Source organism: Streptomyces albiflavescens (assembly GCF_014645835.1).
GTDB lineage: Bacteria > Actinomycetota > Actinomycetes > Streptomycetales > Streptomycetaceae > Streptomyces > Streptomyces albiflavescens.
The window spans coordinates 110,804-132,112 of the sequence record NZ_BMMM01000010.1; the positions used below are offsets into that span (position 1 = coordinate 110,804).

At 71.3% G+C, this 21,309-nt stretch carries 17 protein-coding genes; 7 read left to right on the forward strand and 10 right to left on the reverse strand.

The window, feature by feature from the left end; genetic code table 11:
• Positions 1-46 precede the first annotated feature (46 nt).
• The 5 genes from IEY95_RS26155 to IEY95_RS26175 all read left to right on the forward strand — a co-directional run bounded on the left by IEY95_RS26155 (position 47) and on the right by IEY95_RS26175 (position 5,778).
• The gene (locus tag IEY95_RS26155; protein ID WP_189188578.1) at positions 47-436 is read left to right on the forward strand and encodes a hypothetical protein; all 390 of its coding nucleotides are present in this window, start codon (positions 47-49) and stop codon (positions 434-436) included.
• 155 nt (positions 437-591) lie between these two features.
• Positions 592-1,929 (forward strand): ATP-grasp domain-containing protein, encoded by a 1,338-nt coding sequence (locus IEY95_RS26160; protein ID WP_189188579.1) that lies wholly within the window; start codon positions 592-594, stop codon positions 1,927-1,929.
• Complete coding sequence (locus IEY95_RS26165) at positions 1,926-3,059, forward strand: GNAT family N-acetyltransferase (RefSeq protein ID WP_229703381.1); 1,134 nt, start codon at positions 1,926-1,928, stop codon at positions 3,057-3,059. Before IEY95_RS26160 ends, IEY95_RS26165 begins: the two co-directional genes overlap by 4 nt.
• The gene (locus tag IEY95_RS26170; protein WP_189188580.1) at positions 3,056-4,756 is read left to right on the forward strand and encodes an ABC transporter substrate-binding protein; all 1,701 of its coding nucleotides are present in this window, start codon (positions 3,056-3,058) and stop codon (positions 4,754-4,756) included. Before IEY95_RS26165 ends, IEY95_RS26170 begins: the two co-directional genes overlap by 4 nt.
• Complete coding sequence (locus tag IEY95_RS26175; RefSeq protein ID WP_189188581.1) at positions 4,753-5,778, forward strand: GNAT family N-acetyltransferase; 1,026 nt, start codon at positions 4,753-4,755, stop codon at positions 5,776-5,778. Before IEY95_RS26170 ends, IEY95_RS26175 begins: the two co-directional genes overlap by 4 nt.
• Here the strand turns inward: IEY95_RS26175 and IEY95_RS26180 are convergent.
• Genes IEY95_RS26180 through IEY95_RS26195 form a run of 4 tightly spaced genes read right to left on the reverse strand, consistent with a single transcriptional unit; the run spans position 5,730 to position 9,660 of the window.
• Positions 5,730-6,710 (reverse strand): EamA family transporter, encoded by a 981-nt coding sequence (locus tag IEY95_RS26180; RefSeq protein WP_189188582.1) that lies wholly within the window; start codon positions 6,708-6,710, stop codon positions 5,730-5,732. The two genes, IEY95_RS26175 and IEY95_RS26180, sit on opposite strands and share 49 nt — an antisense overlap.
• Positions 6,707-8,098: a serine hydrolase gene (locus IEY95_RS26185; protein ID WP_189188583.1), complete on the reverse strand. Its 1,392-nt coding sequence runs from the start codon at positions 8,096-8,098 to the stop codon at positions 6,707-6,709. Before IEY95_RS26185 ends, IEY95_RS26180 begins: the two co-directional genes overlap by 4 nt.
• Positions 8,099-8,152: 54 nt before the next feature.
• Positions 8,153-8,485 carry a ferredoxin gene (locus IEY95_RS26190; RefSeq protein WP_373294548.1) on the reverse strand — a complete coding sequence of 111 codons (333 nt, stop codon included), beginning with the start codon at positions 8,483-8,485 and terminating at the stop codon, positions 8,153-8,155.
• A complete protein-coding gene (locus IEY95_RS26195; RefSeq protein WP_229703382.1) occupies positions 8,482-9,660 on the reverse strand; it encodes a cytochrome P450 in 1,179 nt (392 codons plus the stop codon). Before IEY95_RS26195 ends, IEY95_RS26190 begins: the two co-directional genes overlap by 4 nt.
• 320 nt (positions 9,661-9,980) lie before the next feature.
• Between IEY95_RS26195 and IEY95_RS26200 the strand changes: the two genes are divergently transcribed.
• Positions 9,981-10,745: an SDR family NAD(P)-dependent oxidoreductase gene (locus IEY95_RS26200; RefSeq protein WP_229703383.1), complete on the forward strand. Its 765-nt coding sequence runs from the start codon at positions 9,981-9,983 to the stop codon at positions 10,743-10,745.
• A 312-nt stretch (positions 10,746-11,057) separates the two neighbouring features.
• Positions 11,058-12,371 (forward strand): LysR family transcriptional regulator, encoded by a 1,314-nt coding sequence (locus IEY95_RS26205; RefSeq protein ID WP_229703384.1) that lies wholly within the window; start codon positions 11,058-11,060, stop codon positions 12,369-12,371.
• On the opposite strand, the gene IEY95_RS26210 is transcribed toward IEY95_RS26205, so the two are convergent.
• From IEY95_RS26210 to IEY95_RS26235, 6 genes are all read right to left on the reverse strand, one after another.
• On the reverse strand, positions 12,347-14,035 hold the full coding sequence (locus IEY95_RS26210) for an ABC transporter substrate-binding protein (protein ID WP_189188585.1): 1,689 nt from the start codon (positions 14,033-14,035) through the stop codon (positions 12,347-12,349). The genes IEY95_RS26205 and IEY95_RS26210 overlap by 25 nt on opposite strands.
• Positions 14,036-14,330: 295 nt before the next feature.
• The gene (gene argJ / locus IEY95_RS26215; protein ID WP_189188586.1) at positions 14,331-15,515 is read right to left on the reverse strand and encodes a bifunctional glutamate N-acetyltransferase/amino-acid acetyltransferase ArgJ; all 1,185 of its coding nucleotides are present in this window, start codon (positions 15,513-15,515) and stop codon (positions 14,331-14,333) included.
• A 200-nt stretch (positions 15,516-15,715) separates the two neighbouring features.
• Positions 15,716-16,696: a clavaminate synthase Cs1 gene (gene cs1 / locus IEY95_RS26220; RefSeq protein ID WP_189188587.1), complete on the reverse strand. Its 981-nt coding sequence runs from the start codon at positions 16,694-16,696 to the stop codon at positions 15,716-15,718.
• Positions 16,697-16,718: 22 nt separating this feature from the next.
• On the reverse strand, positions 16,719-17,660 hold the full coding sequence (speB, locus tag IEY95_RS26225; protein WP_189188588.1) for an agmatinase: 942 nt from the start codon (positions 17,658-17,660) through the stop codon (positions 16,719-16,721).
• Positions 17,661-17,821: 161 nt separating this feature from the next.
• Complete coding sequence (locus tag IEY95_RS26230; protein ID WP_189188589.1) at positions 17,822-19,354, reverse strand: asparagine synthase-related protein; 1,533 nt, start codon at positions 19,352-19,354, stop codon at positions 17,822-17,824.
• Between the two features lie 2 nt (positions 19,355-19,356).
• A complete protein-coding gene (locus IEY95_RS26235) occupies positions 19,357-21,078 on the reverse strand; it encodes a thiamine pyrophosphate-binding protein (protein WP_189188590.1) in 1,722 nt (573 codons plus the stop codon).
• Positions 21,079-21,309: the final 231 nt, after the last annotated feature.

The window sequence follows — 21,309 nt, forward strand, 5'->3', positions numbered from 1 at the left end:
TACTCGTACTCAGGCCCCCGTCGCCGTGCCATGGAAGGCTGTAGACATGACGAACCGCAGGGCCGCCCGCTGGGTGAAGGGCGCCGCCGTGTCGGCGGTGTCCGCCGTCCTCTGCTACTGGATCTGGTCCTCCCTGCGGGAGTGGGCGCAGGGTGTGGGCGACGCCGATCCGGACGCGATGTTCGCCGGGTCGTTGGAGGCGCTCATCGCGGGGATCGCCGGGGTGGCGTCGATGCCCGTCCTGCTGTGGGCGGGGATGCGCGTACTGCGCGAACGGGGCAACCATCTGCTGGTGCTGCTCGGCGCGTTGGCGTGGATCTTCATCGGGGGCCATGTGGTCGAGGACGCCGTCGGCACGGGCGCCACCGCCGGGTTCCTGGCGCTGTTCGCGGTCCTCGGCGGGCTGCTGGCCGGGGTCCAGCCACCGAGCGAGTGAGCGACGGGCGGCGTTCCTATGCGCCTCGCCGACCGCCTATGCACGTGACCACCCGATTCATGGTTTCGCCATGGCCGACGCGTTCAACTGGTCCTCAACGCCAGTCGACTGCAACGCCACCGACGTGATCGGCGGCGGACCATGGAGGCGGTCCCATGACAACACCCCTGGCCGACTACGCGAAGTTCGCCGGCAGGCGCATCGCGATCGTCGAGCACATGCAGAACCACCCGTTCGTCCTGGGCCTGCACCAGGCCCGCGAGCACGGTCTCGAGGTGTGGCTGCTCACCGGTGACCGGGCCTGGTACACCCACGGCCACGACTGGGACTCCCACCCGCTCGCCGCGGCCGTCGACCGTGTGATCGACGTCGACACCACCGACCTCGAAGCGGTGCTGTCCGTGGTGACCGACGGCAACGGCGCTCCGCTGGTGGACGGTCTCACGTCGTTCTCCGACTACCACACGGTGCTCGCCGCGCAGGCGGCCCGGCGCCTCGGTCTGCCGGGTCCCGATCCCGCGGCCGTGGAGACCGCCAACGTCAAGGACCGGCTGCGCGTCGCACTCGGCGACGTACCGTTCAACATCCCCCACATGCTCGTCGGCAGCCGCGAACAGCTCGACGAGGCGGCGCGGCGGCTCGGCTTCCCGATGATCGCCAAGCCGCCCGCGGAGGCGATCAGTTACGGGGTCCGCCGCGTCGACGACATGGACCAGCTGGTCGAGGCCTGGCAGGAGCTGTCCGGGTTACGGCACAGCCTGCGCGGCCAGCCGCGGTCGGGCGACGTGCTCCTGGAGACGTACGTCGAAGGCGTCGAAGTCAGCGTCGAGACGATGACCGTCGACGGACACACGCATGTCTTCGGCGTCACCTCGAAGGACCTGTTCGGCGACCCGGCCTACATCGAATGCGGGCACACCTTCCCCGTGCCGCTCTCGGACGACGAGCGCGACCAGCTCTACTCCGTGGTGCGCAGGACACTGGAGGCGATCGGCTACGACCGCGGGCCCTGCCACACCGAGGTCCGGCGCACCGAGTCCGGCTGGCGCATCATCGAGGCCAACCCGCGTACGCCGTCGAGCTGCATGACCATGCTCGTCACGGACGTCACCGGGCGCAGCCCGATCCTGGACGCCTGGCTGCTCGCGATCGGCTCGGTCCCGCCGATCGAGCCGGTCGTCCACACCGGCGGCGCCGCCGTGCGCATGATCTACCCGCAGCGGCGCGGGGTCCTCCAGCGCGTGGACGGTGTGGAGGCCGCCTCCGCGGTGCCGGGTGTGCAGGTGCTGCTGCACGTGGAGAAGGGCGACCACCTGCTGCAGCGCATGGACAACTCCGCCTGCGTCGGCTTCACCTACTGCAACGGCCCCGACCGCCTGGAAGCCCAGGCCCTGGCCGACAAGGCGGCCGCGTACCTCGACTTCGTGGTCGAGGAGGACGAGCCGAACAAGTCGAGCGAGGCGGACGGAGCGGACGGGGCGGAGAAGCTGTGAAGGGCACCGGTCCGTATGCGGGCAGCCGGGGCGATGTACGGCCGGTGGCTGACGCCGCCGCGCTGCCCGCCGCCGGCTGGGACGACCTGCTCGGCGCGGAGGACTTCTTCCAGACCTCCCGCTGGCTGGCGGTCCAGGAGCGCAACTCCGGGACCACGATGGACTTTCTCGTCCAGCACCGGGACGAGAGGCCGGTCGCGGGCCTCGTCGCCGCGTGGGCCGACGACTCCGTACCGTGGCTGCTCGCCCGGCCGGACGCGATGCTCTCCCGGGCCCTGGAGGACGGCGGCACGCCGGAGGCCGCAGCCGTCCTCGACGAGGTGGCCCAGGGCGATCCGGCGGCCCTGCTGCCGTCCCTGGTGTGCGGCGGCCGGCACCTGGGACGCACCCGGGCGCCGGCCGGACCCGCCGCGCTGCCCTCGGACGTCGAGGCACTGGTGGAGCGGGCCGAGCAACTCGCCACGGAGCGCGGGGCGGCGTCCGTCTGCTTCCCCCATGTCGACGTCCGCGACACCGGCCTGGTCGAGCTGCTGCGCGGTCGCGGCTACCGTTCGCACCTCTCGGCGCACTACGCCTGGCTGCCCATTCCGCCCGGCGGCTGGGACCAGTTCCTCGAGGAGATGAGCAAGCACCGGCGCCGCCGGGTGCGTCTGGAACGCCGGGCGCTGGCCGAGGCCAAGGTGGAGGTCCACCTCGAACCGCTGACCAAGGCACTGGCCCCGCGTCTGGGCGAGCTCGACTGCAACCTGCTGCGCAAGTACGGCAATCCGGCCAGCCCGGAGCACTCGGCAGGGCTGCTGAGCTGGATCTCCGAGGTCATGGGCGACGACGCCATGGTCTCGGTGGCGCGCAAGGACGGCAGCATCATCGGCTTCGGCATGGTGCTGCGCTCCCGGGCCCGCGGCGAGGAGCAGTGGTTCGGCCACCGCGCCGGATTCGACTACGACGCCCAGGGCAAGCTGCCGCTCTACTACGACGTCCTGTACTACCGCGTCCTCGAAGCCGCCGCGCGCGAGGGCGTGTCCGTCCTGCACGCCGGGATCGGCAGTGTCGAGGCGAAGCTCGCGCGGGGCTGCCTGGCGAGTGAGGAGCACTCGTTCCTGCTGCGGATCGGGGAGACGACACGATGACTGCGCAACCCACCGAAGCGGCGGCGGGTGCCGGCTGGGACGCCGCCGTCGGCGCGACGGTGAACCCCTCGGACCGGCGCGGCGGCACCCTCCGCCTGGTCTCCTCGGCCGACGTGGACTCCCTCGACCCGGCCCGCACCTACTACGTGTGGGTGTGGCTGCTGCAACGGATGCTCAACCGCACCCTCATGGCCTACCCCACCGAGCCGGGCCCCGCCGGACTCGTCCCCGTCCCGGACCTGGCCGAGCGTCCCGGGCGGGTGAGCGACGGCGGCCGGACCTGGACGTACCGGCTGCGCGAGAACCTGCGCTACGACGACGGCACCCCGATCACCTCGGACGACATACGCCACGCCGTGCAGCGGGTGTTCGCGCAGGACGTGCTGCCCGGCGGTCCCACCTACCTCGTCCCGCTGCTCGACGATCCCGCGCGGCGGTACCCGGGTCCGTACCGGACCACCGACCCGCTGCGGTCCGTGCTCACCCCCGACGAGCGCACCATCGTCTTCCGACTGCGGCGCCCTTTCTCGGACTTCGACCATCTGATGGCGCAGCCCTGCGCGGCACCGGTGCCGCGGCGCGCGGACACCGGGGCCGACTACGGGGAGAACCCGCGCTCCAGCGGTCCGTACCGGATCGCCGCCCACCGGCCGGGCACGTTCATGCACTTCGAGCGCAACCCGTACTGGGACCGCGCCACCGACCCGGTCCGGCCGGCCCTGCCCGACCGGGTGGAGCTGACCATCGGGGTGGACGTCGACGAGCTCGACGAGCGGCTGATCGCCGGGGAGTTCGACATCAACCTCGAAGGCCGGGGCCTCCAGCACGCGGCGCAGGGCCGCGTCACGACGGACGGCGTGCTGCGGTCGTACACGGACAATCCGCGGACGAGCTTCCTGCACTTCGTGTCGATCCAGCCGCACATCCCGCCGTTCGACAACGTGCACGCGCGCCGGGCCGTGCACTACGCCGCGGACAAGATCCTGCTGCAGCGGGCCCGCGGCGGCCCGGTCACCGGCGGGGACCTCACCACGGCGCTGTTCCCGCCGAGGCTGCCCGCGCACCAGGACCTGGACCGGTATCCGACCGGGCCCGACCTGCGGGGCGACCTGGACGCGGCGCGCGCCGAGCTGGCGGCGGCGGGGCTGCCGGACGGCTTCGACGCGGTGATCGGCACCCAGCGCGGTAAGTTCCGGCTGGTCGCCGACGCGGTCGCCGAGTCGGTCGCCCGGGTCGGCATCCGGCTGACCGTCAAGGAACTGGACGTCGCCAGCTACTTCAGCCTGGGCGCCGGGCACCCGGAGACCATCCGCGAGCACGCGCTCGGGCTCATCGTCACGGACTGGGGCGCCGACTTCCCCACCGAGTACGGCTTCCTCGCGCCTCTCGTGGACGGCCGCCAGATCAAACGCAACGGCGGCAACTGGAACATCTCCGAGCTCGACGACCCACGCGTCAACGAGCTCATCGACCAGAGCCTGCACACCACCGACCCCGCCGAACGGGCCCGCCAGTGGGGGGCCGTCGAACGCCTGGTGATGGAACACGCCGTGATCCTTCCCCTGGTCCACGACAAGACCCTGCACTTCCGCAATCCCTGGGTCACCAATGTGTACGTCCATCCGGCCTTCGGGCTGTACGACGTCCAGGCGATGGGTCTCGCGCCCGACCACCGCGATTGGGAGAACACCCCTTGAACGACATCACGCACGACCTGCGCTTCAGCCCGCTGGCCGCCGACGACGAGACCACGGTCGGCCAGTGGCTGCGACTGCTCGCCGACACGGCCGGTGACGTCCCGGAGGCCGCGCCTCCCTGCACCGCCGACATGACGGGCTCGCTGCGTTTCCCGCCGCCCGCCACCAAGCTGGAGGACTGGGTCGTACGCCATGACGGGCACGGCGGCCGGGTCGTCGGCGCGCTGCGGCTCGCACTGCCCGACGGCGCCGACGTGGCACGGCTGGACCAGCTTCTCGTCCACCCGGAGCTGCGCCGGCGGGGCATCGGGCGCGCGCTGTACGGGCGGGCGGTCGACATCGCCGCGGGGCACGGACGTGCCGCGCTGAGCGCGACCGTGGTGGAGGCGCTGCCCGGCGGTCCGGCGCGCGACCCTGGACCGGCCGCCTTCGCGGCGGCGATGGGGGCGGAGCGCTCGGCCGTACCCGCCGGGGTGCACCAGTGGCTCGACCTGGACGCGCACGACCCGTTGGCCGACGGCGTCCCTGTCGTGCCGGAGGGGTACTCCCTGGTCACCTGGGGGACGATTACGCCCGACGAGTACGCGGTACGGGTGTCGGTGCTCGAACAGTCGCTGGGCGACGAGAACTTCGACGAGGACCAGGAAGTCGAGACCAGCTATGCCCGGGAGTTCGAGACCATGCGGGTGGGCCGGGGGCGGCGGGCGTACCACACCGGTGTCGTCCACGAGGCGAGTGGCCGGCTGGCCGGGTACACCAGCGTCTCGAAGACCACGGGGAATCCCTCGTACGCGCTACAGGGGATGACCGTGGTGCATCGGGCGCACCGGGGGCACCGGCTCGGGCGGCTTCTGAAGCTGGCGAATCTGGAGTACGTGGTGCGGCACGAGCCGGGAGTCCGGCTCGTGGAGACGGCCAACGCCGAGGACAACACCGCGATGATCGCGGTCAACGCGTCGCTGGGGTACGTGCCTTATGACCGCTGGGTGTTCTGGACCGGGGCGGTCGGTTCCGGGGACTGATTCCCGGTCCGGCGGGTGCGGGGGCGTCGCGGCCGGTCGCGCAGGTCTCCGCGCCCGTTCCGGGTCCTGGGGGTCCAGCCCGTTCCCAGCAGCACCCCCAGGACCACTGCCGAACCGCCCGTCAGCGACCACCCCGTCAGCTCCTCCCCCAGTACCGCCCACGCCGCCGCGACCCCCACCACCGGGACCAGCATGGAGAACGGGGCCACGACTCCCGCCTCGTAGCGCTTCAGCAGGGTGGTCCAGATGCCCGAGCCGACCACCGAGCCCGCGAGCGCGGTGTACACCAGGGCCACCAGGCCGGGCCAGCCGTCGCCGTCGAAGGAGCCGCCGAGGGCGCGCCAGCCGGTGGTCGGGCCCTCCATCACGGCGGACAGGGCCAGCAGCGGCAGCGGCGGCACGACGGACATCCACAGGGCGAAACGCAGCGGGTGGTCGGGGCGTGCCTGCCGGCTGGCGATGTTGCCGAGCGCCCAGCCGAGCGCCGCCAGCAGGGTCAGCAGCAGCGGGAGCAGCGCGGCGCTGCGGGCCCGTTCCACCGCGATCACCGCCATGCCGAGCACGGCCAGGGCGATCCCGCCCAGCTGCCGCGGGGAGACCCGCTCGCCCAGCAGCAGCGCGCCGAGCAGCATGGTGAACGGGGCCGACGCCTGCACCACGACCGAGGCCTGCCCCGACGGCATGCCCTGGTCGATGGCGAGGAAGAGCAGCCCGAACTGCAGGGCCCCGAAGCCCAGCCCGTAAACCAGCAGCCAGCGCACCGGCGCCTTCGGCCGGGGCACGAAGAGGATCACCGGCACGGCGAGAACGAGGAAGCGCAGTGCGGAGAGGAAGAAGGGCGGGTAGTGGTCGAGTCCGATCCGTACGGCGAGGAAGTTCAGCCCCCACAGCACGGCGACGAGAACGGCGAGGAGCCGGTCCTTGACGCTCACCGGGCGGCTTTCCCGTCGGCTCCTTCGCCGCGCCCTGCTCCTTCGCCGCGCCCTGCTCCTTCGCCGTGCTCCGCTGCTTCGCCGGACTGTGGGTCGGCCTCCAGCAGACCCGAGTTGATGACCCGCGCACCGAGCCCGCGCAGAAACAGGCCGTCGCCGATGGGCTTCTGCTCGTCGGCCGCCTGACGCAGCACCAGGACGTGCACAGTGCCGTCCCGGTCCTGGAGCAGCCAGCAGAACATCATCACACCGGGGCAGGAACCGGCCTTGAAGTAGACCCGGGGCCACTTGGCCTGGTCGACGGGGATGCCGGGGTAGGCGGTCAGGATGTGCTCGACGGTACCGGTGGCGTCCCGCTCGCTGTCGTGCCGGAGCCCTTCGAGGACGTGGAGCACGTCGTGCGCGGTCATGTGCCAGTCGAGGCCCAGCCGGTGCACCGTCTCGCCCAGGTCAGAGCCGCGCACCGTCATCGGCCGGGCGATCTCGCGCAGCAGCTCCCGGCGTCCGGCCTCGTCCCGCCCCGCCCACGCGGTGCGCAACTCCGGGGCGCTCCAGCCGAGTTCGAAGACCTCATGGCTGGTCAGGAAGGGACGCAAAAGGGAGGGATCATGGTGGCGGGAGGCGGTCACGGCACGCTCGACGGCATCGCGGCCCAGCCGGTCCGCGATCAGATCGGCGCCGGTGTTGTCGCTCATCGCGATCATCTTGTACGCCGTCTCGCGCACCGTGACACGGGTTCCGTCCGGCAGATCCTGCATGTCGCCCGTGGGCAGACTGCGCAGTTCGGGCCGCACGGTGACCTCGTCGTCCCAGCTCAGCTCACCGTTCTCGATCGCGTGGACGAGGGCGCGCATCACATAGAGCTTGTACGCGGAGCCGGTGGGCATCGGCCGGGCCCCGGCCGACTCGTGCAGGACGACCATTCCCTCGGGCGTGAGGCGCGCGGCGAGGACGGAGTGGTCCACGCCCGGTGTGCGCAGCGCGTCCTCCAGCTCGTCCCAGGTGCCTGTCTCGGGGATCACCGTCTCGGGCTGGAGCGCGAGGATGCGGATCAGCCCGGTCGAGTCGAGGGTCAGCGACAGCGTGTATCGCACGCCGGTGGGTCCGGACAGCACGACCCAGCCCTTGTGGGCGACGGGCTGGTAGTCCCGGACCGTGAACGGCCCCTTCGTACGCCATTCCGCCAGCGTCGCGGAGAAACCCCGCGTGTGCCGGGCGGGGAAGGTCGGCACGAACCGTGCGGCCGTGGACTCGTCCGGGGCGAGGTCGGGCGCCGTCAGCAGCCCTGACGCCCACCGGGCCGCGTCTCCCATCGGGGAGTCGTCGGCGGCGAGCGCCGCCTCGGCGGCGGTGGCTCCGGACGGGACGGAACCAGGGGCTTGGATCATGATCGCTCCTTGTCGGCCGCTGAGCGGCGAAGTGCGCCGCTGGGGCGCGGGCTCTCAGTCCTCGGTGAGCGTGATGGCTCCGCACGGGCACAACTCGGCGCAGAGCCTGGCCGCTGCGTGCCGTGCGGGTGCGGGGGTGGGGTCGAGCAGGACCACGGTGCCGGTGTCGGGGTCCTGGTCGAAGAGTTCCGGCTCGGTCCCCGCACATCGGCCCATGGCGCAGCACGCGTCCGGGTCGACGGTGATCGTCAGACGACGCGCGGCGGCCGCGCGGCTCGCGTCGCCCATGCCATTCGTCTCGCTCACGCCGCTCGTGCGGTTCACGTCGCTCATGTCGCTCGTGCCGTTCACGTCGCCGATACCGCTCACGTCGCTCACTTCGCTCACCAGGTCACCGGGAGCGCGCCGAGCCCGTAACTGGACACCTCGTGGCGGAAGTCCAGCTCCTCGAACGGCACCGCCAGCCGCACACCAGGCAGCCGGCGCAGTACGGCGGCCAGCATCTCCTCGATCTCGACCTTGGCGAGCCACTGCCCCAGGCACTGGTGGATGCCGTGACCGAAGGCCAGATGCCGGCGGGCGTCGCGGTGCGGGTCGAGGGTGTCGGGCGCCGGGAAGACCCGCTCGTCGCGGTTGCCCGCCGAGAGCGAGAGGACGACACCCTCGCCGGCCTTGATCGTCACGTCGTCCAGCTGTACGTCCTCGATGGCGGCGCGGGCCAGCCCGTTCTGCACGATGGAGTGGAAGCGCAGCAGCTCCTCGACAGCCTTGGGCAACAGGCTCTCGTCCTTGGTCAGGGCGTCGGCGAGGCCGGGGTCGGTGGCCAGGCTGAGCAGACTGAGGCTGGCCTGGCTGGTGGTCGTGCCGTGCCCCGCCACCAGCAGCAGCCGGCACATCGGGACCAGCTCCTCGACGCTCAGCCGGCCCGGCCGTACCTGGTCGGTCACCAGTCGGCTCACCAGATCGGTACCGGGATCGGCGACCCGCGACTCGACGAGCTCACGCAGGAAACCGTCCAACTCGTCCCGGGCCGCGGCCACTTGATCGGGGGTGTAGCCACGGTCGATGAGAATCGCGCTGCGGCCCTCGATGAAGTCCCGGCGGTCCTCGCCCACTCCGAACAGCAGGGCGATGACCCGGGACGGCACGGGGATCGTCAGACCGGCGACGAGATCGACGGGCTTCTCACCGGCCGCCACCAGGCCGCCCAGCATGTCATCGAGCAACTCCCGCAGCACCGGCCGCATGTCCTCGGCCCTGCGCGCGAGGAAGTCACGCGTGAGCATCGAGCGCAGCCGGGAGTGGTCCGGGTCGTCCATGCGGATGAACGAGGCCGTGTGGGGCGCCGCGCGTACGAGTTGCGAGGTGCGGGTCAGCATCGGGAAACCGGGGGCGCTGGTGACCGCGGTGAACCGGCGGTCGCCGAGCACGGCCCGGACACCGGCGTGCGAGGTCACCAGCCACACCTCGCTGCCGTCCCACAGCGTCACCCGGCTCGCGGCGCGTCCGGCCCGGAGCGCGGCGAGCTGCGGCGGCGGGTCCACGGGAGAGACGCGTGGCATCGGGTACGACGGTGCCGCCGCCCTCTCTCCCCGGAGCGCTGCATCGTTCTGCATCATCCACCGCCTATCGCTGCGCAGGTCGCTGCGCAGGGGTCGCGCCGACGTGCTGTCGTCGACCCAATCTGCCGTGCCCGCGGGGAGGCGTCCTGGCCTGCGGCCGGGCATGCATAACCGGCCGGAAACAGTCATAACTTGAGGCGCCGACAGCCATTCACCGCACAATGTCGCGGCTGATAGCGTCACGGCATCCGGCCCTTTCCAGCGCCACCACACACCATTCTCAGGACATTCGCGCGCCCTATCCGTCACCCACCGGGGGAATGATGACCACAGCACCGCGGACGGCTTCAGCACTGCAGGGGAAAGTCGCGCTCATCACGGGCGCGAGCTCCGGAATCGGCGAGGCCACGGCACGGGTGCTGGCCGCCGAGGGCGCCGCCGTGGCCGTCGCGGCCCGCCGGGTCGACCGGCTGCATGCCCTGCGGGACGAGCTGGCGGCCACCGGCGCCACCGTCCACGTACTCGCACTGGACGTCACCGACGAGCGGGCGGTCCGCGACGCCGTGCACTCGACCGTGGAGACCCTGGGGCGGCTCGACATCCTGGTGAACAACGCCGGGGTGATGCTGCTGGGTCCCGTCGAGGGCGCCGACACCACGGACTGGACCCGCATGATCGACACCAACGTCCTGGGCCTGATGTACATGACCCACGCGGCGCTGCCGCACCTGCTCAAGAGCCAGGGCGCGGTCGTGCAGATCTCCTCGATCGCCGCGCGCGTGGCGGGCCGCGGCGCCGCCGGCTACAACGCCAGCAAGTTCGCGGTGAACGGGTTCAGCGAGGGACTGCGCCAGGAGGTCACCGAGCGCGGTGTGCGCGTGGTGGTCATCGAGCCGGGTACCGTCGAGACCGAACTGCGCGAGCACATCACGCACGCGCCGACCAAGGCCGCCATTGAGGAACGGGTCGGCAAGATCCGGCAGTTGCGGGCCGCCGACATCGCCGAGGCAGTGCGCTACGCCGTGACGGCGCCCTCCCACATGACGGTCAACGAGATCTTCATCCGCCCGACCGACCAGGCCTGACGGTCCGGTCCGGTCCGGATCTATCCGGACCGTCTTCGGACGCTCTCCCCGCCCCGGCGCGAGGAGAGCACGAAGAGAGGACGCGCCTAAGATCGCCGCAGCGAATTCATTGAGCCACTGCGGACAATCAAGCGGCACAGTCCTTGACCAAAAAGGAAACCGACATTGTCTTACGGGTCAGAAATAACGCCTGCAATGACGCCTGCGATAAAGCCTGCGATAACGTCTGCGATAACGTCTGTTCCCGACCGGCCGGAACCCTTTCCCCTTCCCTTCCCCTTCACCCGACCCGACCTGTCCCTGCTGGACGCGGTGGGACAGTGCGGCGACCTCGCGGAAGTGGCCCGGCGCACCGGGTCGCGGCACGGCGCCCTGGAGCGCCAACTCGACCGCCTCGACAAGACCGTCGGTCTTCCCCTGACCCTGCGCAGCCGCCACACCGCGCGGCTGACCTCTGCGGGCTCGCGCCTGCTGGTGGCCGGGCGCCGGTTCTTCCGCCAGGTCGATCTTGCCGTCCAGACGAACATCTTCGGGCGCGGCTCGGAGGCGGTCGACGCGCCCGCCGTGCTGGCCGTCGCGTCCGCCGAACCGCTCCTGGAGGACGTGGTCGAGGACGCCGCGGCCACGCTGGACATCCTTCTGTCGGTCCATCACGACACGCCCCACCAGGTCATGCGCAGGCTGGCCGGCTACCACGTCGACGCCGCGCACACCTGGAGCCTCGACGCGCCGCGCAACTCGGTCGAGCGGGCCGTGCGCGCCTACGGCGTCCTCGACGATCCGCTGTGGGTCACGCTGCCGTTCGACCACCCGCTGGCCGGCCGGAACGCGGTCTCGCTCGCCGATCTGCAGGGCGAGAACTGGGTGTCCGAGGTCGGCCCGGACTCCGAGGTCCTGGTGGCCCGGGTCTTCCAGGCCGCCGGTCTCCCCGCCCCCGCCGCCCTGCACATCACCGGTGCCTCGGTGGCCCGCGGAATGCTGCGCCGCGGCGACGCCATCGGGCTCGGCTCCCCCACGCATCCGGCCGTGCTCGCGCGCTCCGTGGTCCACCGGTCCGTGGTGGAGCGTCCGCACCGCTCCACCAGCCTCCTCGTCGACCCGACGGTCGTACCCGGCGCCCTGGCCGAGCAGCTAGCCGCGCTGCTCGCCGACCGCTATCTGCGGCGGTTCGCCGAGCAGCACCGTGACCTGCTGGGCGACCCGTGGTGGACGCGCTGGCACCGGGAGCAGACCGCCCGGGTCACCCGTCCCGTACGGGAGAGCGACGCGCCCGAAGCGTCGCTCGTGCCGACCGCGACCAGGAAGTTCGACGTCGATGACCTGCACGTACTGAGGGCGGTGGCGAAGCACGGCAGCATCAACCGGGCCGCCGCCGTGCTGTCCATCAGCCAGTCCGCGCTGACCCGTCGCATCCACCGCCTCGAACTCGGCCTGGGCGCCTGCCTGTTGGTGCGCAGCGCCCGCGGCACGGACCTGACCAGCCCCACCCGCCGCTTCCTGCACCAACTGGCCCGCTTCGAGGCCGAGTTCCACGACGCGGCCGCGGCCTGCCGGAGCATCGGCCTGCCTACGACCCACCGGCCGGCCGACGCCCCCCGGGCTCAACTCGCCCCGAGCGCCACGTAGTCGTACATGCCGAACGACCCGGTGACGTAGACGTTGCGGGCGTCCGGGTGCCGGTAGAGCAGCGAGCGCGGGTACAGATACGGCACGATCACCGCGTGCTCCATGGTCAGCCGGTCGATGCGGTGCCAGATCTCCGCGCGCTCGGCCGGATCGCCGGAGGTGGCGCCGCGATCGAGCAGCCCGTTGATCTCCGGATCGTCCAACTCGCCCATGTTCTGGTTGCCGCGCTCCTTGATCGCCCGCCCGTCCACGATCTGCTGCAGGAACCCGTAGCCGTCCGGGAAGTCGGCCCCCCAGCCGAACATGATGATCCCGATCCCGTGCTCGCGCAGATAGGCCGGGCAGCCGCCGTAGATGTCGAAGTAGTCGCCGGAGGGAAAGTCCAGGACCTCGGCCTCGATCCCGACCCGCGCGAGCCCGGCGGCCAGCGCCTCGGCGGCCCGGTACTCCTTGAGCCGGTCCTTGCGGGCTGCGATCTTCGTACGGAACCCGTCCGGCATCCCGGCGGCGGCGAGTTCGGCGCGGGCCGCTTCGAGATCCCCGGTCCCCTCGGCACCGACGGGATAGCGATCGAAGTCCTGGAACCCGTCGATGGTCGGCGGAAGGATGGTGGTGGCGATGTCCCCGCCGACCGAACCGCCGTACGCCGCCTGCATGGCGGCCTTGTCCGTGGCGAACTGCACGGCACGCCGGCAGTGCACGTTGTCGAACGGCGCGATCCTGCTCGACAGGCAGTAGATCCAGGTGAACCCGGTGAGCGGGTTGTCGGCATGGGCCCGCAGCACCGGATCGGCGAGGATCCGCTCCTGCGTGGAGGGCTGCACCCCGAACCCGGCGAGGTCAATGTGCGCCTCCCCGGCCAGCAGCATGCGGTCCACCTCGTGCGGGTCCTTGCCGAGGTGCGCCTCGATGCGCTCGGCCCGCTGCCTGCGGACCGGGTCGGTCGCCGGATCCCAGTGCGGGTTGCGTTCCAGCACGGCCAGTTCGCCGCGGGTGTACGAGACGACGCGGTACGGGCCGGTGGCGACCGGTCGCAGCCGGTACTCGGCGCCGGTGTCGAGGCGGCGCGGCACCGGCGTCGTGCTGGGCATGGTCGCCAGCAGATCCATCCCCGCGAACGGCTCCTCGAGCCGGAGGACGAGGGTGCGCTCGTCGGGGGTCTCCAGCGTGACGGGCCCGTCGGAGCCGGGCTCCCGCCAAGGCCCGCCGTAGTCGGTCCCCAGCAGCTGCCGGAAGTAGGTGGGCCCCGCCCCCAGCACGTCGGTCCCGTAATTGCTCCTGGCGATGGCGTACTTGACGTCCCCGGACGTCACCGGAGAGCCGTCCTCGTACCGGAGTCCCGCCCGCAACCGGTACGTCCACACCCGACCGCCCTCGGACGACTCCCCCAGCGACTCCGCGAGGTCCGGCACCAGCCGCTGGCCCGCCTTGCCCGGAGCCGTGTCGAAGGTGACCAGCGTGCGGCCGATGAGCCTCAGGAAGTTCCAGGTGTAGGCGTAGTAGGTGTTCCCGGGGTCCAGCGAGTCGAAGTCGTCCGTACGCACCAGCCGAAGCGTGCCCCCCAGGGCATCGGTCGGCTTCACCACGCCACGCGCTCCCGCGTCGAATCCGTCGCCGCCCGTATTGCCCGTACTGCCCGTACTCGTCGACCGAGTGCTCTCCATATCCCTACAGCCCTCCTCGCGGATGCCTTCCTCCACATCTTGTGGGGGCGGGCGTGCGAGGAAGGGGGCGCGGGCGGGGGCACGCATAGCCGTCGACGGGTCGGTATAGCCGGGGTCGGCGTCAGGGATGTTTTCGCCCCCTCCGCCCCTGCCCGACCCGTACCTGGGGGCTACGCCCCCAGACCCCCGCTCAAAGATTGCGCAGTTCCCCGCGCACCCGCAGCCGAAGGCCGGTCCGGGACGGGTAGGGGCGGAGGGGGCGAAAAACCCACTCACCCGCACCCCCACACACCCGTCAGGTCGTGTACTCCGAGTTCAGCCGCACATACCCCTCGGTGAGATCGCACCCGTAGACGGTGAAGGCGCCGTCGGCGACGCCGAGGTCGATCCCGATGACCACCTCGTCCCCCTGGAGATGCCCGGCTACGGCGGCCCGCACCGCGTCCTCGTCCCGGGCGTCGGAGGCACGGGGCGGGTACACCTCGACGTCCCCGAAGCGGATGCGTACCGCGTCCTGGTCGATGTCGGTGTCCTCGGAGCACTTCCCGATCGCCATGGCGACCCGCCCCCAGTTGGGGTCGCTGCCGTGCACCGCGGTCTTCACCAGCGGTGAGTTGACGACGGTCTTGCCCACCCGCTTGGCCTGGGCGACGTCTCGCGCCCCGGTGACCTGGACCTCGATGAGCTTGCTCGCCCCTTCCCCGTCGCTCGCGATGTCCTTGACGAGGGCCAGCGCGGCCTCGTACAGAACCTCCTCGAAGGCGACGGGATCGACCTCCCCGGCCAGCCCGTTGGCGAACAGCACCGCCGTGTCACTGGTGGAGGTGTCCGTGTCGATGCTCACCGCGTTGAAGGTGCGGTCCATCACCCGCCGGAAGATCCGGTCCTGCTCGGCCGCGTCGAGCCGGGCGTCGGTGGCGAAGAACGTCAGCAGCGTCGCCATGTCCGGCTCGATCATCCCGACGCCCTTGGCGATCCCGACGAGCGTCGCGTCCCCGCACCGCAGCCGGACCACCTTCGGCCGGGTGTCGGTCGTCATGATGGCGCGAGCGGCACGGTCGAAACCGCCCTCCGGGAACGGCAGGGACAGCGACTTGAGTTGCTCGCGGATCTGCGGCATGGGGTACTGCCGGCCGATCACCCCGGTGGAGGCGATGAGGAGTTCGCCCTCGGGCACGCCGAGCGTGCGCGCCACGGACTCACGGATCTCGCGCGCGTTCGCCTCGCCCTCCCGCCCGGTCGCGACGTTCGCGTTGCGGGCCAGCACCACCACACCCCGCGCCCGGCCGTCGGCGACCGCCTCCCGGCTCAGCAGGACGCTCGGCCCGGCGAACCGGGAGCGGGTGAACACCCCACTGACCTGGGCCGGAGCCGTCGAGGCCAGCACGGTGAAGTCGTCCCGGCCGTCGTCGGCGAGACCGACCGGCGCGGTGTGCACGACGAACCCCTGCGGCGTCTTCTTCTCTTCGGAGTCGGGCATGGTCATCGTCTCCTGTCTGCATTACTTCCAATGAAGCAGCATATTCATGCATCGCGGATACGGCGACGCGAACGAGCCGAACAAGCCATTTGAGCCCTGCGAGCCCTGCGGCCCCACGGCCCCACGGCCCTACGAGCCGAACGAACCGCAGCCCCCTCCCGGAACGGAGAGGGGGCGCGGTCGACCGGCCGGCGACGTGGCTATCGGCGCGGAGCGAACGAGACGACGTCCCCCGCCCGCTCGCCACCCGACAGCTGGCCGTTGCGGTCCGTCCGGATGTACACCCGGTGCAGCCACCGGTCCTTGCCGTCCCAGCGCGGGCTGAACGGCGTCCGGGCGTGCGTGGTACGGAAGTTGTCGATGATGAGCAGATCGCCGGGGGTCAGCTTCACGGCCTCCGTGACGTCGTCCAGGGCCTTCGACAGAGCGGCGACCGCCTCCTTGTCGGCCGGCTCCTCGGGGGCGAGGAGCTCGCGGTCGTAGCCGAGATAGGGGTCGTTCTCGTCCCCGTACAGCGGCTTGACGTTGGCGATGGCGCCCGGGTCGTCGACGCCGCCGCGGAAGGCGACGTCCACGCAACAGGGCAGCTTGCGGTCGAACAGCCGCGCCTTCGTCTCGGCGTCGAGGAGTGGCAGCGCCTTGCGCACCGAACCGACGAGCGTCTCGGCCCTGCGCTCGTGGTCGGCGCGGGAGCAGGCGAGCATGACGTAGTTCGGCTGGAGGACGTGGTACGCCATCTCGGTGTGGAACTCAAGGAGGGTCTCGGAGGTCTCCGAGGAGAGGTAGTGCGCGCCCGGCGACGGATACACGTCGTGGTAGACCGTGCCGGAGCGCAACTCGGCGTAACCGGTGTGCAGTCCGAGCCTGCGGCCGGCGACGGCGAGCATCGCCTCCATGACCAGCCGGCCACGGTCCAGCGGCGCCGGGGTGGAGGTGGGCGTGGTGGGCAGCTCGTCGTCCGCCTCCAATGGCAGCCCGCGCAGCAGCAGGTAGCCGTCCTCGGTGCCCTCGGCGTTGAACTTGTCCAGCGCCGCGGCCAGTTCGCGCGGCAGCTTCGCGGACAGCTCCTTCGCCTTCTCCAGGAAGCCGAACAGGTCCGCGCGCGGCACCTCGGGGAGCTCGGCCGCGAGGGCGCGCAACTGCTCCCGGTGCGGGGTGCAGTCAATGATCGGAGAAGCCATGGGTGCGATATCTCCTTTTCATCTACATCTGTATGCGATGGGCGCGGGCGTACTGGTAGAGCAGTTCCGCACCGATCTCGGTCGCCAGGACGGAGGTGATCCCGGCGTGGTCGTACAGGGGCGAGACCTCCATCACGTCGAAGCCGACCGGCTTGAGGTCGCCGACGCAGCGCAGCAGCCCGAGGACCTCCCGCGAACTGAGCCCGCCCGGGGCGGGGGTGCCCGTCCCGGGCGCGAACGCCGGGTCGCACACGTCGATGTCGACCGACACGTACACGGGCCGCCGGCCCACCAGTTCCCGGACGAGGCCGGCGGTCCCGGAGACGCCCAGGTCGCCGAACTCGTCGGCGGTCACGACGCGTACGCCGTGTCCGCGGGCGTAGTCGAGCGAGTCCGGCTTCGGGTTGTGGCCACGGATGCCGATCTGCACCATCGCGGCCGGATCGATGAGCTTCTCGTCGATCCCGTGCCGGAAGGGTGTGCCGTGGTGGTACTGACCGCCGTAGAAGGCGGGGTTGGTGTCGGAGTGGGCGTCCAGGTGCACGACGGCGACCGGGCCGTGCTGTTCGGCGACGGCGCGCAGGGCCGCCACGGTCAGCGAGTGGTCGCCGCCGAGCATCATGAAGGCGGCGTTGCTCTTCAGCAGCTCCGCCAGATGTCGCTGAGCGGTCTCGATCGCGATGTTCATGTCGAACGGGGTCAGATCGATGTCGCCGCCGTCGACGCAGTTGATGAGGTCGAAGGTCCCGGGGCCACGGTCGATGCCGACACCGTGGATGAGCCCGGACTCGTTGCGGATGGCGCGGGGCCCGAACCGCGCGCCCGGCCGGTAGCTCGTGCCGCCGTCGTAGGGAGCGCCGATGACCACGACGTCGTAACCGCGCGGGTCCTGGTCGAGCGGCAGGCGCATGAAGGTGGGGATCTGGGCGTAGCGGGGCGAGACATGCGAGTCGATGCGTTCCACGGCTCAGTCCCTCTCCGGGGTCTCGACGGCGGTCAGGGACAGGTTTGCGAGAGGGGCGTACGGACGGGCGTACGGGCCCACGGCCACACGACAGCCGTACGGGCCCACGGCCACACGACAGCCGTACGGCCCCAAAGCCGCCACCGGAGGGACGTACGGCCTCATGCCGCCCCCCGTTCCAGCCGGTCCGCCACCGACCGCACCACCTCGGCGGTGCTCACCTCGCCGGGGTCCTCGCCGGCCACCACGGTGCGGTCGAACAGCTCCCGCACCACCTGCTGTTTCGCCGCGCCGACGGACTGCTCCGCGACGCCCTCCTCCAGGAGCAGCAGCGAGAAGGACGAGGTGGTGCCCGACCCCTCGTGGACACCCAACTTGGGGCGTTTGACGGTCTGTTCGGGCAGCAGCTCGGCCATCGCGGCGCGCAGCACCCACTTGTCCCGCCCATAGCGGCGCTTGAGGCCCGCCTCCAGCGAGACGAGCAGGTCGAGCACGTCGCGGTCCCAGTAGGGGTGGGTGGACCAGTGTCCGGACACGGCGGACAGCACCGGCGACATCTCGTTGAGTCCGTCGTACGTCGCCATGTCGTACGCCACGGCCGTGTCCAGATCGGGCAGCCGGTCCTCGCGGTGCATGCCCGCGAGCGGGATGTCGGCGCCGTACCCGGTCAGGACCCGGCGCGGCGGTCCGTCGAGCGCGCGGTAGAGGGCGACGAGCGGCAGCAGGTACTCGATGATGTCGGGGTCCTCGGACTCCGCCGCCCATACCGCGTACGGGAGTTGGCCCAGCAGGTCGGCGGTGGGGACGGTGATCTCCCGGTGCCGGGTGCCGAGGTGGTCGGCGACCGCCTTGGCCTGGGCGAACTCGTCGGACACCTCGGTGCCCATCGACAGCGAGTCGATCGCGCCCGCCGCCCGGTGCGCGAGGGCGGCGACCCCGGAGGAGTCGATGCCGCCGGAGAGCACCACCAGCGGCGTACCGCCCGGGGTGATGCGCGCGCCCACGGCCCGGTCGAGGGCCGTGCGTACGGCGGCCACGGCGTCGTCCTCGTCCATGATCCGACGGGCGAGCGGCGGGGCCCAGGTACGGTGCGTCTCGGCCGTGCCGGCGTCGAGGCCGATGTCCATCACGGCGCCCGCGGGCACCTGATAGACGCCCGGCAGCCCGCGCACCCGGCGGGCGTCCGCGAAGGGGAAGCCCCGTGGACCGCCGTGCCCGGCCAGGGTCTTGGCCTCGGTCGCCGCGGTGACCTCGCCGGGGCTCGCGCACACGTACAGCGGGATCGATCCGGCGTGGTCGGTGGCCAGCAGGACCTGCCGGCCGGTGCCGACGACCGCCGCGAACCGCCCGTTGACGAGGCGGAAGGCGTGCCGGCCGTAGCGGCGCAGCAGGTCCAGGACCAGCTGCGCGTCGCTGGACCGCTCGGTGTTGGGGCCCAGGACGGAGTACAGGTCGTCGCGGTTGTAGATCTCACCGGCGAGCAGTACGGCGGTGTCCGCGTCGTGTGCCTGGGCGGAGTCGGGTGGGAGCCCGGGGGCGTGCACCAGGGTCGCGCCGAGGGTCTGCGAGCGCAGGCGCAGGTCGACGCCGGTGTGGGTGCCCCGGGTGGCGAAGGCGGCTCGGGGGATCCGGCCCCCGCTCGGACGAGCGGAGGCCAGGAAACCGAAGGCCGCAGGAAGGTCCTGGGAGGCCATGATCAGATGCTCAGCGCCCCGAACCCACCGGGCTGGAAGTCGTAGTTGATGGGGACCTCGATCAGGAAGGGGCGGCCCAGCTCGGCGCCCTTGCGCAGCGCGGCGAGCAGCTCCTGGCGGTCGGACGCCTTGGTGGCTTCCACGCCGTTGGCCTCGGCGAGGGCGACGAAGTCGACGCCGTTGAACTTCACCGCGGGGTCGTGGCTGCGGTGGTGGCCGATGTTCTGGTAGAGCTCGATGAGACCGTTGGTGTCGTTGTTCACGACCACCGTCACGATCGGCAGGTTGAGGCGGGCGATGGTCTCCAGGTCGGCGCTGTTGGAGTGGAAGCCGCCGTCGCCGGCGATCAGGAAGGTGGGCTGGCCCGGGCGCGCGAGCTGGGCGCCCATGGCGGCGGGGACGCCGTAGCCGAAGCTGGAGCAGCCGGCCGAGGTGAGGAACCCGAAGGGCTGGTCGGCGCGGGCGAACAGGACGCCGTAGTGCCGGAAGAAGCCGATGTCGGAGACGATCGTGCCCTCGCCCGACCCGGCGACCTCCTCCATGACCGTGTTCATCGAGTCCATGACCTGGTGGACCCGCATGCCGTCCTCGTAGACCGTCGGGTCCGCGAGGAACTCCGCGACCCGGGCGCGCAGCGGCGCGATGTCGTGCCGCTCCTTGGCCGCGAGCGAGGCGGTCGCCGTGTCGAGGTGCTCGACGAACGCGAGGACGTCGGTGACGACGTCGACGGTGGGCCGGTAGACGCGCGGGATCGGGTTCGCGGTGGGCGAGACGCGGACGGTCTTCTTCTCGCCGCCCTTCTGCCACATGGAGGGCCGCAGGTCCTCGGCGTAGTCGTAGCCGACGGTGAGGATGAGATCCACGGGCGCGAACAGCGTGTCCAGGGCCGGGAAGTCGAGGATGCCGTCCATGTAGCCGGTGACGGCGCCGTAGTTGAGCTCGTGGCCGTGCGGCAGGACGCCCTTGGCGATGTACGTCGTGATGACCGGGATATTGAGGCGCTCGGCGAGGGCACGGATGGCGGGCACCGCACCGGAGCGGATCGCCGCGGCTCCGACGACCAGCACCGGGTGCTTCGCGCCCTTCAGGAGCTCGGCGGCCTCGTCGGCGGCCTTCTGCCAGCCGTCCGCGACCGCGCCGATCGGCTTGGCCGGGGTGTTCGCCGCCGGGTGCTCGACCGAGGCGTCGATGCCCTCGGAGGAGCCGAGCAGGTCGACCGGCAGGGAGATGAACGAGGGGCCGACGGGCTCGGTCATGGCCGCGGTCACGGCGGAGTCCACCAGGTCGGTGATCTCGTGCGGACGCTCCAGCTCCACCGCGTACTTGGACATCGGCGCGATGATCGACACGGAGTCCAGGCACTGGTGGGTGTCGTTGGGGAAGATGTCGTGCGACTCGGACTGGGCGGCCAGGGCGATGACCGGGGAACGGTCCAGGACGGACGTGGCGATGCCCGTGGAGAGGTTGGTCATGCCAGGGCCCAGGGTGGCCCAGCAGGCCTGCGGGCGGCCGGTGATGCGCGCGAGAACGTCGGCGGCGACACCGGCGGTGAATTCGTGCCGGGTGAGGACGAAGTCGATTCCCTCGACCTCGTCGAAGAGGATCGACGCGGCCTCGCGGCCGACTACCCCGAACACCTTCTCCACGCCGTGGTCACGCAGTCGCGCCAGGAGGGCGTGCGCGGCGGTCGGCTTGTTGCTGGGGCCGGTCGATACACGGGACATGGATGGTCTCCAGACTCGGTCAGCGGTGGACAGTTCGCGCCAACCCTGACCAGACCCCCTCTCCACTCCCTCTCTCTCGGATATCGGGGAGCGCGCGGAGAGAAACAGGAGATCAGTGGAGCGGAGGGCTCCGTTTCGGCCTTGGCCAATACAGACACCCTGCGTCCGATTTCGCTTATCGCGACGCCATGAATCTGATGAGTTCAGGCCACTGTTGGCCCTCGCGTGCGT

Excerpts from the sequence above, each read along its gene's own strand:
- IEY95_RS26155 (WP_189188578.1), top strand. The coding sequence starts at position 47 with ATGACGAACCGCAGGGCCGCCCGCTGGGTGAAGGGCGCCGCCGTGTCG.
- IEY95_RS26160 (WP_189188579.1), top strand. The coding sequence starts at position 592 with ATGACAACACCCCTGGCCGACTACGCGAAGTTCGCCGGCAGGCGCATC.
- IEY95_RS26170 (WP_189188580.1), top strand. The coding sequence starts at position 3,056 with ATGACTGCGCAACCCACCGAAGCGGCGGCGGGTGCCGGCTGGGACGCC.
- IEY95_RS26185 (WP_189188583.1), bottom strand. The coding sequence starts at position 8,098 with ATGATCCAAGCCCCTGGTTCCGTCCCGTCCGGAGCCACCGCCGCCGAG.
- IEY95_RS26195 (WP_229703382.1), bottom strand. The coding sequence starts at position 9,660 with ATGCCACGCGTCTCTCCCGTGGACCCGCCGCCGCAGCTCGCCGCGCTC.
- IEY95_RS26200 (WP_229703383.1), top strand. The coding sequence starts at position 9,981 with ATGATGACCACAGCACCGCGGACGGCTTCAGCACTGCAGGGGAAAGTC.
- IEY95_RS26210 (WP_189188585.1), bottom strand. The coding sequence starts at position 14,035 with ATGGAGAGCACTCGGTCGACGAGTACGGGCAGTACGGGCAATACGGGC.
- argJ (WP_189188586.1), bottom strand. The coding sequence starts at position 15,515 with ATGCCCGACTCCGAAGAGAAGAAGACGCCGCAGGGGTTCGTCGTGCAC.
- cs1 (WP_189188587.1), bottom strand. The coding sequence starts at position 16,696 with ATGGCTTCTCCGATCATTGACTGCACCCCGCACCGGGAGCAGTTGCGC.
- IEY95_RS26230 (WP_189188589.1), bottom strand. The coding sequence starts at position 19,354 with ATGGCCTCCCAGGACCTTCCTGCGGCCTTCGGTTTCCTGGCCTCCGCT.
- IEY95_RS26235 (WP_189188590.1), bottom strand. The coding sequence starts at position 21,078 with ATGTCCCGTGTATCGACCGGCCCCAGCAACAAGCCGACCGCCGCGCAC.